Genomic DNA, 15,425 nt, shown 5'->3' with positions numbered 1-15,425 from the left:
TGTATCAGTATTAGCTTGAGCTGGATGACGACGACGATGATGAGCTTGAGAACTGCGATGTCAGGTAGTTAGACGTCGCGGTAAGCTGGCTCATCAAGGTATCCAGCGCAGTAAATTGAGCCTTGTAACGGGCCATAGTGGCATCGATACGGCTCTGCATTGCATCATAACGGTCACTCAAGGTGCTGAGGATATTGTTGATGCTGTCTTCGGCATTCTGAATAATGCCAGTGCTGCCAGTAGTCGTGCTTAACATGCTGGTCAGCGTGTTGTTCATTTGGGTGGCGAAACCCGTCGTTGAGCCATCACCCACAAAATAATTGGTTACAGCATCAGGGTCACTGCTTAACGCTGCGGTCAGCTTGTCATCATCAACAACCAACTGCCCGGTTTTCGGATCCTGGGTTATTCCTAACTGAGCCATAATGGCGTAGGTGCCACCACTTTGTGCTGTACTCAGTTGGCTACGCAACTGCGACTGGATAGAACGCACGTTGGCATCACCGACCAGGGCCCCATTACTGGTTGACTGGCTGTCTGAGCCTGCATCAACGGCAACATAGTTAGTCACGGTTGACAGGGTAGACTGCAGTGAGTTGTAGGCATTTACCCAATTCGTTATCGCAGTTTTGTTACTGTCTGTGGCACGGGCAACATTCAGTGTCTCGTCTGATGAACTCACTGAGTTCAGTGTCAATGTAACGCCAGGCAGTGCATCACTGATGGTGTTGGAATCACGTTGTACGCTGACGCCGTTTACCGTGACGATGGCATCCTGTGCTGCAGTTTGCACAGATAACGCACCGCTGCTGGTGCTTGAATCATAACCAATGACCGATTGCAGTGTATCATCGCCGGTTACTGTCACTGTCATGGCAGAATCTGCCCCAGTTGTTTTTGAAGTCAGCATCAACCGGTAGTCAGTATCGCTGGCTTTTACAATAGTGGCAGTAACGTTGCCGTTGGCGCCATTAATGGCATCAGCAATCCCCTGTAGCGTGGTATCAGAGTCTGATAACGTCACGGTCAGTGGGGTGTCCGTATCTGCCTGGGCAATTGTCAGGGTACGGGTGGTGCCAGTGGTTGCGCCCAACTGCGTGCTGTTGCTGGTAATCGCGCCGCTCATCAGTACCTGGCCTTTAGCCAGTTGCTGAACATTCATGGTGTAACTGCCGACCGTTGCATCACTGGTGCTGGTTGCACTGAATGATGTGGTAGAGCTGGTTACAGAAGTTGAGTTCCAGGTGCTTGACTTCGCCAGGGCCGCAGATGCGGTCTGTAAGGTGGTCAGTGCACTTTGAATCTTTCCATAAGCACTTAGCTGAGATTGATACTTAGTCTGCTGATCAGTAATTGTGGTCAGCCTGGCCTCTTCCGCCGTTTGCAAATTGTCATACAGGGTTGCGAGGTCTAAGCCTGAGCCAACCCCCAGGTTACTGATAGTGGTCATTGGTCTTTCCCTTTATATCAATGGTCGTCCTGACTCATATCGGCACCGAATGAGAAAAGTTTACAGTACGCAAAAGAAAAATAATGCGCAGAAAAGAAGGCAGGGAAGGTGGCTTATAGAGTGATTGTCAGACCAGTTACTAAATCATAAATCTGTATGAACCTATATTAAAGAAAAAAATAATTTCCCTTATGTTATTTACCAGTCAATTTTCCAGGATTATTCCTGGTGAGAAAATAGTAATGGTTCGGTGATTTAAATTAAATAAATACTTAAAAATCAATATGATGAATTTTTTTGATCTAAATTTCTAAAGTTGCCAGCAAGTGCGCCGATACCCTTGATGACGGTGAGAGACGCCGCAAGTGTTAGGCACCGAACCTAGACCCAATTTCATGAAGGAAAATAATTATGGCAGTCATCAATACTAACCTGATGTCATTGACTACTCAGAACAACCTGAACAAATCACAGGCTGCACTGAGCACCGCTATCGAGCGTCTGTCCTCTGGTCTGCGCATTAACAGCGCTAAAGACGATGCGGCTGGCGAAGCGATTGCAAACCGCTTTACCTCCAACATCAACGGTCTGACCCAGGCCGCTCGTAACGCAAACGACGGTATCTCTATCGCTCAGACAGCTGAAGGCTCTCTGGATGAGATAAACAACAACTTACAACGTATTCGTGAGCTGGCGGTTCAGGCTGCAAACGGCACGAACTCAGCTTCTGACATCGATTCAATTCAGTCTGAAGTTAACCAACGTTTGACTGAAATCAACCGTGTTGCTCAGCAGACTCAGTTCAACGGCATTAAAGTACTGTCTGGCAACACTACTGACACTGACATCAGCATCCAGGTTGGTGCAAACGACGGTGAAACCATCTCTATCACCATCAATGCTAACTCTAGCTGGAACAAACTGGGTGCAGAAACTGCTGGTTCTGAAACCACTACTGCTGCAACTGGTACTACTGCCACTATCTCTACTGGCGACCGTTCTGTAGCTGTGTACAGCACTGGTTTCGACGTACTGTCTTCAACTGTTCTGGCTGATATCGATAAAGCGATTAAAGCAGTTGATAACCAACGTTCTGACCTCGGTGCTATCCAGAACCGTTTCGACTCTACCATCAGCAACCTGAACGACACTGTGACCAACCTGTCTGCTGCACAGTCCCGTATCCAGGATGCCGACTACGCGACAGAAGTGTCTAACATGAGCCGTGCGCAGATTCTGCAACAGGCTGGTACCAACGTGCTGTCCAAAGCCAACCAGGTACCGCAGACTGCACTGTCACTGCTGCAGTAAGCATCAAAGTACATCAAAAGCCAACCTTCGGGTTGGCTTTTTTTTTTGCCTCAGCTAAATGAAATTCCGCGAATTAAAGGAAAATTGCCCGCTTTCTCCCGCCATTAATTTTGCCCTCGCCCTGTATCGTGAACAAAAGATCAATAAATGAAGGAAAACGCTGTGCACAACGCCGTAAACAAGGGGTCAGGCACCTCTATGCTGGAGTTATCCTGCGCACCCGATTATATCGGCTCTGTAGCATGGCTGTATGGTTTTGATGCCGTAGCTCCGGTGAATGCCCGTGTGCTGGAACTGGGGTGTGGTGACGGCGCCTGGCTTGCAAGCCAGGCAGCGCGCTGGCCTGAGTCATCATGGGTTGGGGTGGAACTGTCTTGTGAGAATCTCAATACATCACAGACGCAGATCCTTACTCGCATGGGCGGACCGGCAAATTTGTCCATTTGCAGCGCTTCCCTTGAAGAGTTGCTTTCCACAGATATTGGCCAGTTTGACTACATCATTATTCATGGCACTTTCAGCCTGCTCAGCAACCAGCGTATTGACCAGGTGCTGGCATATTGCCAGATGCATCTTGCCAGCCAGGGGTTGATTACTCATGCATGGTCGTGCAACCCGGGGGCGAAAAACCAGGAAGTAATCCGGGATGCGGTACAAATGCATGCCGCGATGGCGACCAATGCCAGCCAGCAACAGGATTGTATGCATGCCATGCTGGCCTGGTTTTCCATGACCAGCAGTTCAACAACGCTTGGGCAGGATGTTGAGGATGCCTTACAGGCAGCGAAGCATCACTCAGATAAAATGCTGGTTGACCACTACCTGCTCGGGCAGAACGAAGGGCAATATTTTCTGGAATATCATGGGCGCGTAACCCAAATGGGGTTGGGGTATGTGGGCGACCTGGCACCATGGACTGAGTTACCTGAACATTATGGTTCCCAGACAGCGCAAATGCTGTCTGCGATTTGCCCTCAGCCCCATAAGATCCTCAGCCAGCAGTACCTGGATTTTGCCTGCCAGCGCAGTAAGCGATACAGCGTTCTGGGCCACCGCTCCCAGACTGAAGGCATGGCAGTTTTCCCGGATAAAGCGCGGCTGATGGAGATGCGTTGGGCGGGCAGTTTCCGCCGCATAATGGAAGGTTACGACGTTTGTACTGCGGTACGTATCCATGATGATACCCCCATTACAATTAATGATGAAAATACGTTGTCTGTACTGGATATCATGGGGGAAGCCTGGCCGCTGAGTATCACCCTTGAGCAAGTATGGCAACAAATTCGCCTGCCAGATGTGCCGGAAGATAATCCGCTCTATATCCATCGTGAAAACCTGGGCCGCTCACTGAATGCTTTATTCGAAAAAGGTGTCCCGGGCCTGCATTTCCGCCGTCCCGGTTTTGAGCCAAAACCGCTGACAAAAACGGCTCAACTGGCTGTTGTGCCTGGCTGGCAAAATCCGTTGCCAATAAACATGTGGAATGAACCGGTATCGCTCACGGAAGATGAACGTAGCTGGTTGGCAGAAGGCGATTTGTCGGTAACGGCGCAATCAGCAAGCCTGCACGATGCTTTGCGCTATAAAGGCATATTCAGTGCCCAGCCTTTTGCCTGGCAGCGTTATTTACAGTCACTGCTTGCCGTTTCTGATGACATGCATCGTATCCGTATGGTTAGTGCCATTATTCTGTTCTCCGCAGCACCAGAACAAGGTGGATTTCTGGATGAGGCGCAACAAAAGCTCAGCAGAGAAAATCCGCGCGCGGTACAGCCAGACCTGCAACCTGTCGCACCGGCAACTGAGAAAAAAGCCAAAGCGTTAGTTGACGCCGGGCAGTTTGTACAGGCAGAACAACTCTATCTGTCACTGGTTGAAGACAATCCCAATAAAGTTCACGCCTTGTATTTATTGGAAGATTTTTACTTACGCACCTTCAATAAAGAACCGGGTTTTAATGCAGTTTACCGGGCGATTGCTATGCAACCCGCCAGTTGGAAATTGTATGCAGACCTGGGAATATTTTTGGTCCGCCGTAAAAATTATTGGCTGTGTGGGCGAATCATGCGTGCGGTGCTGCGCAACAACAAGCGCAGCATTTCGGCCTGGGATTTGCTGGGTAAACTCCATTCGTTGGTGAACCGTTCAGACCTTGCCAACTATTGCTATGAACAAGCACTGGCGCTGGATGATAAAAATGAAACTATCTATGTGAATAAAGCTTCTGTCAGTACCTCTGTACTGAAAACAGAAGAAGCGATAGCGTTATTACGCAAAGCGCTGGAGTTGAACAAGTATAATTTCGATACCTGGACGTCATTACTGTTTGAACTGGCACACCGTGCAGAAGTGTCGCCTGGTGAACTCTATAAAACACACCTGTCCTATGGGCAACATGTCTATGACTGGATGCGTAAGCAAAATATTAAGCCAGAGAGCCACAGTGCGCATCCGCAGCATGAGCGCTTGCGTGTTGGTTTCGTTTCCGGTGATTTCCGCAAGCACCCAGTAGCCTATTTCCTGTTGCCATTCTGGGAAAGCCTGGATCGCAGTAAATTTGATGTTTATGCCTACAACACCTCGCCTCATCAAGATGAGATGACGGATCGCCTGGCAACAGGTACCGTAGCGTTTCGTTCAGTAATCAAAAACAGCCACCGCGAGCTGGCTGAGATAATTAAAAACGATGAAATTGATATCCTGATTGATTTGTCTGGCCATACAGCATTTAACCGCCTGCCTGTGTTCGCCATGCGCCCGGCACCGGTGCAGATGACCTGGATAGGCTACCCGGGCACCAGTGGGCTTAAGGAAATTGATTATCGAATCATCAGCCCGGGCATTGCTCCTGCAGGTTTCCTTGACAGCCAGTTCACTGAAAAATTGCTGTATGTTCCTTTCCCGACACAGTTTACCCCAGAGCTTGACAGCCCTGCGGTGAGTGAACCGCCTTTTGCCAGAAACGGGTTCTTTACCTTTGCCAGTTTTAACCGGCCGATGAAACTCAGCCAGCCGGTTATTGCCTGCTGGGCGGGTATTCTTAAAGCGGCACCGGACAGCAAGATGCTAATTGCGTTTATGTCTGGCCAGTCAATGATTGATGACTTCACTCAGCGTTTTATGCGCGAAGGTGTGAACCCATCGCAGTTAGTTTTCCGCGAAAAAGTGCCAATGAAAGAATTTCTGGCAATGCACAGTGAAGTGGATTTGTTGTTGGATGCGTTCCCTTATACCGGGGGTACAACCACCAACCATGCGGCCTGGATGGGTGTGCCGACATTAACACTTGCAGGTGAAACCATGGCTGCTCGCCAGGGTGTGGATATCATGCAAGGCTATCATCTACAGTCTTTTATTGCTGATTCTGTTGATGATTACCAGAAAAAAGCCCTGGAGTGGAAAGGGCGAACAAATGAGCTTGCCAGGCTTCGCCGCGAATTACGTGAGCGTGTATGGGCACTGAGCCAGCAACGCCATGAAACCGGTGTGATGCTGGGCGAGGTGTTGAACCAGGTGTGGCAGTTGTATCGCCAGGGCGTTCCTGCTCATTCTTTTACGTTCAGTGAACTAATAGCGGCCCCGACGTTGTAAGGCTGAGGTAGAACATCATGAATAAGAATATTTTTGTTACCAGCCCGCTGTTACCTCCTTTGGAGGAGTTTACGCCTTACCTGGAAAAAATCTGGGAAAACCGCTACCTCACCAATGGTGGTACTTTTCATCAGCAACTGGAATCGGCACTGGCAGAGTATCTGGGTGTATCGCACCTGTGCCTGTTTTCTAACGGAACGTTAGCGTTGCTGACGGCGCTCCAGGCATTGCGTATCAGTGGTGAGGTTATCACAACGCCTTATTCTTTTGTGGCGACCTCCCATACGTTGCTGTGGAATGGCCTGACCCCGGTCTTTGCAGATATAGACCCCGTCACCTGCAATATTGACCCGGCAAAAATTGAAGCATTAATCACACCGCAAACGACTGCCATTTTACCGGTTCATTGCTACGGTATCCCTTGTAATGTGGACAAGATCCAGTCAATTGCTGACGCCTGGGGGCTGAAAGTGATTTACGACGCAGCCCACGCCTTTGGGGTGAAAAAAGATGGCGAAAGTATCCTGCGTTGTGGCGACTTATCTATTCTCAGCTTTCACGCCACCAAAGTGTTTAACACCTTTGAAGGCGGCGCAATCATCTGCCCTGATGCAAGGATGAAAGCACGGATTGATTATTTGAAAAACTTCGGCTTTGCAGATGAGACCACAGTAGTTGCACCAGGCATCAACGCTAAAATGAATGAGGTGCAGGCCGCTTTTGGGTTAGTTCAACTGAACCATATTGACGCCGCGCTTGCGCAGCGTGCAGCCATTCATCAGCGTTATTGTGATGCGCTCGAAACTATTCCCGGCCTGAGTGTTTTTAATGCACCGGCTAACGTTGAATGGAATCATGCTTATTTCCCTGTACTGGTTGCTCCTGATTTCCCTGTAAGCCGCGACGCACTTTACGATGCGCTCAAGGCGGAAAATATCTACAGTCGTCGCTATTTCTACCCACTGATAAGCTCTTTTTCGATGTACCGGCATTTGCCTTCTGCTCAACCGGGCCGTATGCCAGTTGCGGAAGATATCGCTGCCCGCATTTTGTGCCTGCCCATCTACCCGGATCTCACCCACGAAGATCAGGACCGGGTGGTCGCTGTATTACGTCAGGCTGCTCATATTAGTTGTGCCAGTGACCCGGCGGCAGTGCATTCAACAGGGCACACGTTATGAATCTGGGTATCTATGGCGCCGGTGGTTTGGGGCGAGAAGTGCGGGAACTTGCGTTACAAATCAATGCGCGCACAGGCCGTTGGTCTTCCGTGTTCTTTATTGATGATGTGACCGCAGAGCAACAGGTCAATGGCAGCCAGGTCTTGCGTTTTGGCGATATCCCCACAGAGACAGAAATTATTATCGCGCTGGGCGAGCCGTCTTTGCGTCATCAGTTAGCAGACAAACTCAGTGCAGATTTTCAACTGGCTACATTGATCCACCCGGATGTGTTTGTCCCTCAGACTACGGTGATTGAGGCGGGGTGCATTGTGTGCACCGGCGCTTTTATTTCCTGCAATGTCGTTCTGGGGCGAAATTCATTAGTTCAGCCAAGAGCCTGTGTTGGGCATGACACAAAAATAGGGCAGCACTGTGTGGTATCAAGCCAGGTGATGCTGGCTGGTGGCTGCATTACCGGGGACCGCGTGTTTATTGGCATGAACAGCGCCATCAAAGAGAAAACCGCGATAGGGCATGACGCGATTATCGGAATGGGGTCGGCAGTTTTTAACCCGGTGAGTGAGTCCACGATTGTGCTGGGAAACCCGGCACGCGCCATGCGCAACAATGATCAGGGCAAAGTTTTTAAATCTTCACCACAGCGGTGAGTCATTTTTCAGGAGTTAACCATGAGCAATCTGGCGAAGTACAACAACATCTTTATTGAAACCTTTGAAGTCACAGAGGAAATGCTACCAGGCTACAAATACCAGGATACGCCAGCCTGGGATTCAGTGGGGCATATGACCATGATTGCCGCGCTGGAAGATGCTTTCGACATCATGATGGATACCGATGACATCATCGATTTCTCCTCCTGGGAGAAAGGGAAAGAAATTCTGCAGAAATACGATGTCGAAATTGCCTGATAAACGGGAGCGTGTCACATGCTACTGGCTGGTAAACATGCAGTAATTACCGGTGCCTTACAAGGTATTGGTAGAGCAACCGTTGAAGCTTTTGCAAAGCAGGGAGCGAATGTATTCGCCTGTTGTCAGCACGAGGATACACAATTTTTTGCAGAAATGGCTGCGCTCGCTGAAGTCTGTAACGTCACTATCACACCAGTTATTTTCGATTTACTGGATGATTCGGCAATCAAGCAGGCGGCAGGCGTCATTCAGAAAAGTAAAGTTCCCGTGGATATATTGGTTAACATCGCGGGGGCTAATTTTGATGCGTTATTCCCCATGATGACACAGGCGCAGTTACAAAAGACATTTGCGATTAACTTCTTTGGGCAAATTGCTTTTACGCAATATATGACTCGCCTGATGCTACGGAATAAGCGTGGCAGCATTATCAATATCTCCAGCATTTCGGCGCTGGATGGCAACAGTGGGCAACTGGCCTATGCTGCCTCCAAAGCTGCGTGGCTTGCTGCGACCAAAACACTGTCTATGGAACTCGGCCCGCAGGGGATCCGGGTTAATGCGGTTGCGCCCGGTGTAATCAAAACCGCCATGACTGAAGACTTACCTGAAGAGGCGATGTCCCGGCAGTTAAGCCGTTGTGAACTGAAGCGGTTAGGGTTGCCGGAAGAGGTTGCCAATGTGCTGGTGTGGCTGGCGAGCGATGCCGCCAGTTATGTTACCGGGCAGACAATTCGTATTGATGGCGGCATGGCATAACCCGGAGGATTTATTCATGTTTTTGCAAGGGAAGACGGTAATTATTACAGGCACCCGGCGCGGCATGGGCCGGGCAATGGTTGATGTATTCGCCGCCAATGGCGCCACCATTTATGCCCACGCGCGTGAAGAAGACAGCGAGCATATCGCGTCACTGGCGCTGACGGCAGAACGTTACGGTGTGCAAATCATCCCACTGTTCTTTGATATGACCGACACCAGCGCGATGAAACTGGCGGTTAAACAAATTATGGCTGACAAGCGGCCGATTGACGCTCTGGTAAATAATGCGGGTATCACGCTCAACAGCCTGTTTCAGATGACCAGTGAGACACAGTTGCGCCAGCAGTTTGAGGTGAACTTCTTCTCTGTTTACTTATTCAGCCAGTACATCAGCAAACTGATGGTAAGAAATAAGCGCGGCAGTATTGTGAATATTGCTTCAACGGCAGGCGAGGATGGTAACCCCGGGAAGTCAGCCTATGGTGCGTCTAAAGCTGCACTGATAGCGATGACCAAATCGATAGCGGCAGAACTGGGTGAATCAGGTATTCGGGCTAACTGCATCGCGCCTGGCATCACGGATACCGATATGTTGTCTACCATGCCAGAACACATTATTGAGCAGGCGAAAAATGCGGCGGATCTACGCCGTGCCGGGTTACCTTCAGAAATTGCAGAAACCGCTGTGTTTCTGGCATCAGACCTTGCCAGTTACATCACCGGGCAGGTTATCAGAGTGGATGGTGGTCTACGATGAAAAAAACAGCAGATGTGTTGCAAGCTGCGGCACAACAAATCCGCCAGTCGATTATTCATACCGCCTGGCAGGCTCCCGTTGATGGCGTTCATCTGGGGCCTGCGTTATCCATGGTGGAAATCGCCACGGCACTGTATGGGCAAGTGATGCGTTATCAGGTGTCTGACATGGGTTCGCCGGAGCGTGACCGTCTGCTGTTAAGTAAAGGCCACGCCGCACTGGCGTTGTATTGCACCTTACACCACTACGGTGTTTTGTCTGATGAACAACTTGCCACATTCGACCACAGTGGTTCGTTGTTACCCGCACTGACGCCAATGAATCCGGCATTAGGTATTGATTTCGCAGGCGGTTCGTTAGGCCATGGCATCGGTTACGCCTGTGGGATTGCTCTGGTACAGCGCCAGCGCCAGCAACCCTGGCATAACTATGTGGTACTGGGCGATGGTGAGTGCAATGAAGGCTCTATTTGGGAAAGTGCGCTTTTTGCAGCACACCAAAAATTAAGCAACATTACAGCGATTATTGATTGTAATGGCTTCCAGTCTGACTGGTCTTGCAAAGAAACTGTCGAGATGAATTTCCCGGCACTTTGGCAAGGCTGTGGCTGGTATGTGATTGAATGTGATGGTCATGATCTTGATGCGCTTCTGAGCGCACTGGCTACGCCATCTCACGGGAAACCCAAAGCTATCGTTGCCAGAACAGTCAAAGGGAAGGGGGTTTCTTTTATGGAGCATAACAACGGTTGGCACCGCAATAAAATGTCCCGTGCTCAGTATGACCTGGCACTACAGGAATTAGGAGGCACACAATGAGCCTGGCTATTTCACCTGCAGATATTCGCGCCTGGTCGATGATGGGAACCCGCGGGACGTTTGGCATGGCCTTGCAACGGCTGGCGGCGGAAAATCCAGACATTGTAGCCCTGACCGCTGATCTGGCGCTGACTTCTGGCCTTGAGCGTTTCAGTACGGCGTACCCGGAGCGTTTTTTTAATGTCGGGATCGCAGAGCAGAACCTGATTGGGGTTGCTGCCGGAATGGCATCACAACAAACGATTCCGTTTGCCACTACTTTTGCCAATTTCGCCGCATTGCGGTCATGTGAACAGGTTCGCCACTATCTTGGCTATCTCCAGGAGAATGTAAAAGTCGTGGGGCTGGCTTCCGGGTTTGCGATGGGGATGTTTGGGGTAACGCATTACGGCATTGAAGATATTGCAACACTGCGATCCATATCAGGGTTGACGATTTTATCACCTGCAGATGCAACGGCGACGGCACAGTTAACCGAAGTCGCCGCTAATCTGAACGGGCCAGTATACCTGCGTTTAACCGGTGGAATGCGGGCACCGGTGGTGTATCGCGAGCCGGCGACATTTATTCCGGGCAAAGCCAATATTCTCCAGCAGGGTGAGCATGTTGCGATTGTCGCTACCGGGAGTATGGTTGCCGTTGCACTGGGTGCTGCAAAAGACCTTGCAGAACAAGGGAAGCATGTCGCAGTGATTGATATGCATACCCTGAAACCCCTTGATACAGAGACTCTGGCCGCTTTCCAGCATTTTAACTGGCTGGTAACGGTTGAAGAGCACAGTACAATTGGTGGCCTGGGGAGCGCGGTTGCTGAATGGCGTAGTTTCCAGGCCCATGGGCCAAGAGTGCTTCCTGTCGGTATCGGGCAGTATTATGGGCATGCAGGTGATTACCAATGGATGCTGGAACAACATGGGCTGACACCCAGCCATGTCAGCAGGAAAATACAGGACACCTGCTATGAGTAAGCCCCCATTCTGGCACTGGCCGAGTGAATTTAATCACCGGGCAGCGGTAATAGACGATGACGGCCAACAGGTTTCTTACCTGCAATTATCTGATTTGGTTGACCGGCTGGCAGCCTGCCTGAGCCCGCGTACCTTACTGTTTTGTTTATGTGAGAATACACCCGGTGCGCTGGTTGGGTACCTTGCGTGCCTGCGGGCCGGGGCTGTGCCATTAATGCTGGATAACGCGCTGGATGCCACTCTTGCACGGGACCTGTTCGCGGTCTGGAGGCCAGGTTATGTGTGGCAGCCAGAGAGCCGGGCGGTAGTTGGTGAGGTGGTGCTGCGTCATGCTGGTTATGTTCTGGTAGAAACGGGTGAACAGGCACCAGAAATGCCGGATGAATTAGGGTTACTGATGACCACCTCTGGTTCAACGGGAAGCCCCAAACTTGTCAGGCAGACGTACCGTAATTTACAGGCAAACTGCGACAGCATTGTCGATTACCTGGATATCACCGTGCATGAACGGCCAGTTGCCTATTTACCTATGAATTATGTTTTTGGGTTGTCGATTATCAATAGCCACCTGGCAGTGGGTGCGACGCTGTTGCTGACTAAAGCCAGCCCATTGCAAAGCCCGTTCTGGCAATTTGTTAAAACTCACCAGGCTACATCTCTCTCTGGGGTGCCTTATACCTTCGAAATGCTGAATAAACTGCGTTTTATGCGTATGGCATTACCACACCTGACCACGTTAACTCAGGCAGGCGGAAAGCTGGCGCCTGTTTTACAGGACGCGTTTGCTCACTGGGCACAGCAAGAAAATAAACGCTTCTTTGTCATGTATGGGGCGTGCGAAGCGACCTCACGAATGGGTTTTTTACCCCCGGATTTGTGTATCGAGAAAAACGGTGCCATGGGGCAGGCCATTCCCGGTGGGTGTTTTGAACTGCTTGATGCGCAGGGCGAGGTTATTACCCAAAATGATGTGGTGGGTGAGCTGGTTTATTATGGCGACAATGTTTCACTGGGCTATGCCATCTGTCGTGAAGATTTAGCCCGGGGTGATGATAACCAGGGGCGTCTTGTCACGGGGGATATGGCAAGCCGGGATACCATGGGTATCTATACCATTGTTGGGCGCAAAAAAAGGTTCTTAAAAGTTTTCGGTAACCGCGTTGGGCTTGATGACATTGAACATCGTCTTAAAGCCAGTTTCGCGGGCATTGAATGTGCGGTTGGTGGAGAAGATGACCATATACGGGTGTGGGTAACCGGGGCGTACTCACCGGTTGAAATCAAGCAGTTTCTGACCGGCACGTTTCAGTTCCATCATTCAGCTTTCGATGTTCGCCAAATAGAGACTATCCCGAAAAATGCCTCAGGCAAGACGCTGTACGCGCAACTGGAGGCTTTATAGTGGATGACCTGCACTGGCTGAACTATGCGCCATTTTCGCTAACGCGCGATGAGAAACGCGCCTGGATAACCAGCAGAATGCAGGCGCTGACCGCACATCATTATACAGCCTGCCAGCCGTACCAGCGGATCCTTGACGGGCTGGGTGTTTCGTCTCAGTCACTTGTTTCGCCAGAAACCGTTCCGTTTATTCCTGTTTCATTATTCAAACAGCTGTCGCTGGCAAGTGTTGCAGAACACGACATTGTCAAAACCATGACATCTTCTGGCACAACAGGCCAGGCCGTATCAAAGATTTATCTTGATAAACTTACCGCGGCGAACCAGCAAAAAGTGTTGGTGAAAATTGTCAGCGCGTTTACCGGGGCTGCCCGTATGCCAATGCTGATTATTGATGCACCCTCGGTAATGAAAGACCGCAATATGTTCTCGGCCCGGGGGGCGGGTATTCTGGGTTTTTCTATCTTTGGTGCTGACCGCACCTGGGCGCTGAATGATGACATGACGTTAAACCTGGAGGCAGTAGAAGCCTTTGCAGAAAAATATCAAGGTAAGCCCGTACTGTTATTCGGCTTCACCTTTATGGTTTGGCAACACTTTTACCAGGCTCTGGCTGGCTCCGGGAATAAAGTTGATTTATCCGCAGGCATATTAATTCATGGTGGTGGTTGGAAAAAGTTACACAACCAGGCTGTTACACCGGATGAGTTTGCCAACCGGCTCCATGCTGTAAGCGGTATTAGCCGTGTGTGCGATTATTACGGAATGGTGGAACAAACAGGCTGTATTTACATGCAGTGTGAGCACGGGCATCTTCATGCCAGTGTGTTCTCCGACATCATCATTCGGGATCCCCGTAATTTTTCTGTGTGCCCGGCGGGTGAACCCGGGATAGTCCAGGTGATGTCTGTTATCCCGGAATCCTACCCCGGGCATTCGTTGCTGACTGAAGATGAAGGCATTTTGCTCGGTGAAGATGACTGCCCGTGCGGGCGTGCAGGGAAGTATTTCCGAATCCTTGGGCGTTTACCCCAGGCTGAATTAAGAGGATGCAGTGATACGTATGCCGCACAATTTTGAAGGTGTTACTTTTCGCATCGGGGGAGAGGACCAGCTCAGCCAGGCGCTTGCTGCGCACCCTTGCCGTCCGTTCAGCGAAGAAACGATTGCCTTGCTGTCGCGTTTTTCCGCTTGCCTGCGAGAAGATACCCGGACACGTGAATGGCCAGATGTAATGAGCCTTGCATTTTGGTGCCGCCAGGCCTCGTTGAGGCAACAACAAGGGGTATTCACGGGCACACAACACCAAACAGGACGGGGCCTTGCTTTTCATATCGCCCCGTCAAATGTTGCGGTTAATTTTGCCTATTCACTAGTTGCCGGGTTATTGACGGGCAATGCGAATATCGTACGTCTTCCTTCGAAACCCTTTGTTCAGGTCGAAATAATTTGTGATGCGTGGCGCCGTTGTCTGGCTGAATTCCCCCGCCAGCAGCATCGGGTTATTCTGGTCAATTATGGTCATGAGTCACAAATAACAGACTATTTTTCTGGCTTGTGCCAGGCCAGATTAATTTGGGGAGGGGACCAGACTATTGCGGCTATTCGTCGCTCGCCAATACCACCACGCGCTATCGATATTGCTTTTGCCGACCGTTATTCATTTTCAGTCATTAATGCTGACGCCTGGCTGGAGGCGAAAAATAAAGCACGCGTACTGGAAGATTTCTATAATGATACATTATTGACCGACCAACAGGCTTGTTCAGCGAGCAAGCTGGTTGTGTGGTCAGGCAACCGGGTATCCCAGGCGCGCGCAATGTTCTGGGAGATGTATACCGACTGGTTGCAGGATAAATACACATTGGTTGCGGCTAATGTAGTGAAAAATCTCACCCATTTTTGCCAGGATGCAGCTCTAAGCTCTGGTACTCATCTGGTCAACCCGCACGAAAATATGGTGTTTCGTGTCGAACTGGACCACCCGGATGCTGAAAAATTGATTACTCATCATCAGGCCGGGTATTTCTATGAATATGTGGCTCAATCGCTGGATGATATTGCACCACTGTGTGGTGAAAAATGCCAGACAGTCACTACATTTGGCATTGCGCCAGAAGATATTTATAGCTTTATGTCTCAAGAACATCCCCGGGGAGTAGACAGATTTGTTCCACTGGGGCAAAGCATGCAATTTTCATTGCTTTGGGACGGATATGATTTAGTCAGTTATTTAACTCGTCATGTTCAGGTAATTAGCTGATTGTGAGGC

At 50.1% G+C, this 15,425-nt stretch carries 13 protein-coding genes; 12 read left to right on the top strand and 1 reads right to left on the bottom strand.

Annotated elements, in window-relative coordinates:
- Nucleotides 1–10: 10 nt before the first annotated feature.
- Nucleotides 11–1,450, bottom strand: a complete 1,440-nt coding sequence (gene fliD / locus DT73_RS16850) for a flagellar filament capping protein FliD (RefSeq protein WP_036111942.1) — start codon at nucleotides 1,448–1,450, stop codon at nucleotides 11–13.
- Between the two features lie 411 nt (nucleotides 1,451–1,861).
- Here fliD and DT73_RS16845 point away from each other — a divergent pair, with 411 nt between their 5' ends.
- From DT73_RS16845 to DT73_RS16790, 12 genes are all read left to right on the top strand, one after another.
- Nucleotides 1,862–2,761 carry a flagellin gene (locus DT73_RS16845; RefSeq protein ID WP_036111940.1) on the top strand — a complete coding sequence of 300 codons (900 nt, stop codon included), beginning with the start codon at nucleotides 1,862–1,864 and terminating at the stop codon, nucleotides 2,759–2,761.
- Between the two features lie 162 nt (nucleotides 2,762–2,923).
- Nucleotides 2,924–6,352: a bifunctional class I SAM-dependent methyltransferase/glycosyltransferase gene (locus DT73_RS16840; protein ID WP_160173977.1), complete on the top strand. Its 3,429-nt coding sequence runs from the start codon at nucleotides 2,924–2,926 to the stop codon at nucleotides 6,350–6,352.
- A gap of 17 nt (nucleotides 6,353–6,369) precedes the next feature.
- Nucleotides 6,370–7,533, top strand: coding sequence for a DegT/DnrJ/EryC1/StrS aminotransferase family protein (locus tag DT73_RS16835; RefSeq protein ID WP_036111934.1), 1,164 nt, complete (start codon nucleotides 6,370–6,372; stop codon nucleotides 7,531–7,533).
- Nucleotides 7,530–8,183 (top strand): NeuD/PglB/VioB family sugar acetyltransferase, encoded by a 654-nt coding sequence (locus tag DT73_RS16830; RefSeq protein WP_036111930.1) that lies wholly within the window; start codon nucleotides 7,530–7,532, stop codon nucleotides 8,181–8,183. The genes DT73_RS16835 and DT73_RS16830 overlap by 4 nt, the downstream gene beginning before the upstream one ends.
- A gap of 21 nt (nucleotides 8,184–8,204) precedes the next feature.
- A complete protein-coding gene (locus DT73_RS16825; protein ID WP_036111927.1) occupies nucleotides 8,205–8,444 on the top strand; it encodes a hypothetical protein in 240 nt (79 codons plus the stop codon).
- 18 nt (nucleotides 8,445–8,462) lie between these two features.
- The gene (locus DT73_RS16820; protein ID WP_036111925.1) at nucleotides 8,463–9,206 is read left to right on the top strand and encodes an SDR family NAD(P)-dependent oxidoreductase; all 744 of its coding nucleotides are present in this window, start codon (nucleotides 8,463–8,465) and stop codon (nucleotides 9,204–9,206) included.
- A 16-nt stretch (nucleotides 9,207–9,222) separates the two neighbouring features.
- Complete coding sequence (locus DT73_RS16815) at nucleotides 9,223–9,966, top strand: SDR family NAD(P)-dependent oxidoreductase (RefSeq protein WP_036112021.1); 744 nt, start codon at nucleotides 9,223–9,225, stop codon at nucleotides 9,964–9,966.
- Nucleotides 9,963–10,784, top strand: a complete 822-nt coding sequence (locus DT73_RS16810) for a transketolase (protein ID WP_036111921.1) — start codon at nucleotides 9,963–9,965, stop codon at nucleotides 10,782–10,784. Before DT73_RS16815 ends, DT73_RS16810 begins: the two co-directional genes overlap by 4 nt.
- Entirely contained in the window at nucleotides 10,781–11,752 is a 972-nt protein-coding gene (locus tag DT73_RS16805; RefSeq protein WP_036111918.1) for a transketolase family protein, read from the top strand. Before DT73_RS16810 ends, DT73_RS16805 begins: the two co-directional genes overlap by 4 nt.
- Entirely contained in the window at nucleotides 11,745–13,154 is a 1,410-nt protein-coding gene (locus DT73_RS16800; RefSeq protein ID WP_051691429.1) for an AMP-binding protein, read from the top strand. The genes DT73_RS16805 and DT73_RS16800 overlap by 8 nt, the downstream gene beginning before the upstream one ends.
- Nucleotides 13,151–14,233 (top strand): acyl-protein synthetase, encoded by a 1,083-nt coding sequence (locus DT73_RS16795; RefSeq protein WP_036111915.1) that lies wholly within the window; start codon nucleotides 13,151–13,153, stop codon nucleotides 14,231–14,233. Before DT73_RS16800 ends, DT73_RS16795 begins: the two co-directional genes overlap by 4 nt.
- Nucleotides 14,217–15,416, top strand: coding sequence for an acyl-CoA reductase (locus DT73_RS16790; protein ID WP_036111912.1), 1,200 nt, complete (start codon nucleotides 14,217–14,219; stop codon nucleotides 15,414–15,416). The genes DT73_RS16795 and DT73_RS16790 overlap by 17 nt, the downstream gene beginning before the upstream one ends.
- The last annotated feature ends 9 nt before the right edge of the window (nucleotides 15,417–15,425 follow it).

The organism is Mangrovibacter sp. MFB070 (genome assembly GCF_000705335.1).
GTDB classification, from domain to species: Bacteria; Pseudomonadota; Gammaproteobacteria; order Enterobacterales; family Enterobacteriaceae; genus Mangrovibacter; species Mangrovibacter plantisponsor.
This window is presented reverse-complemented; position numbering and strand designations above follow the sequence as displayed.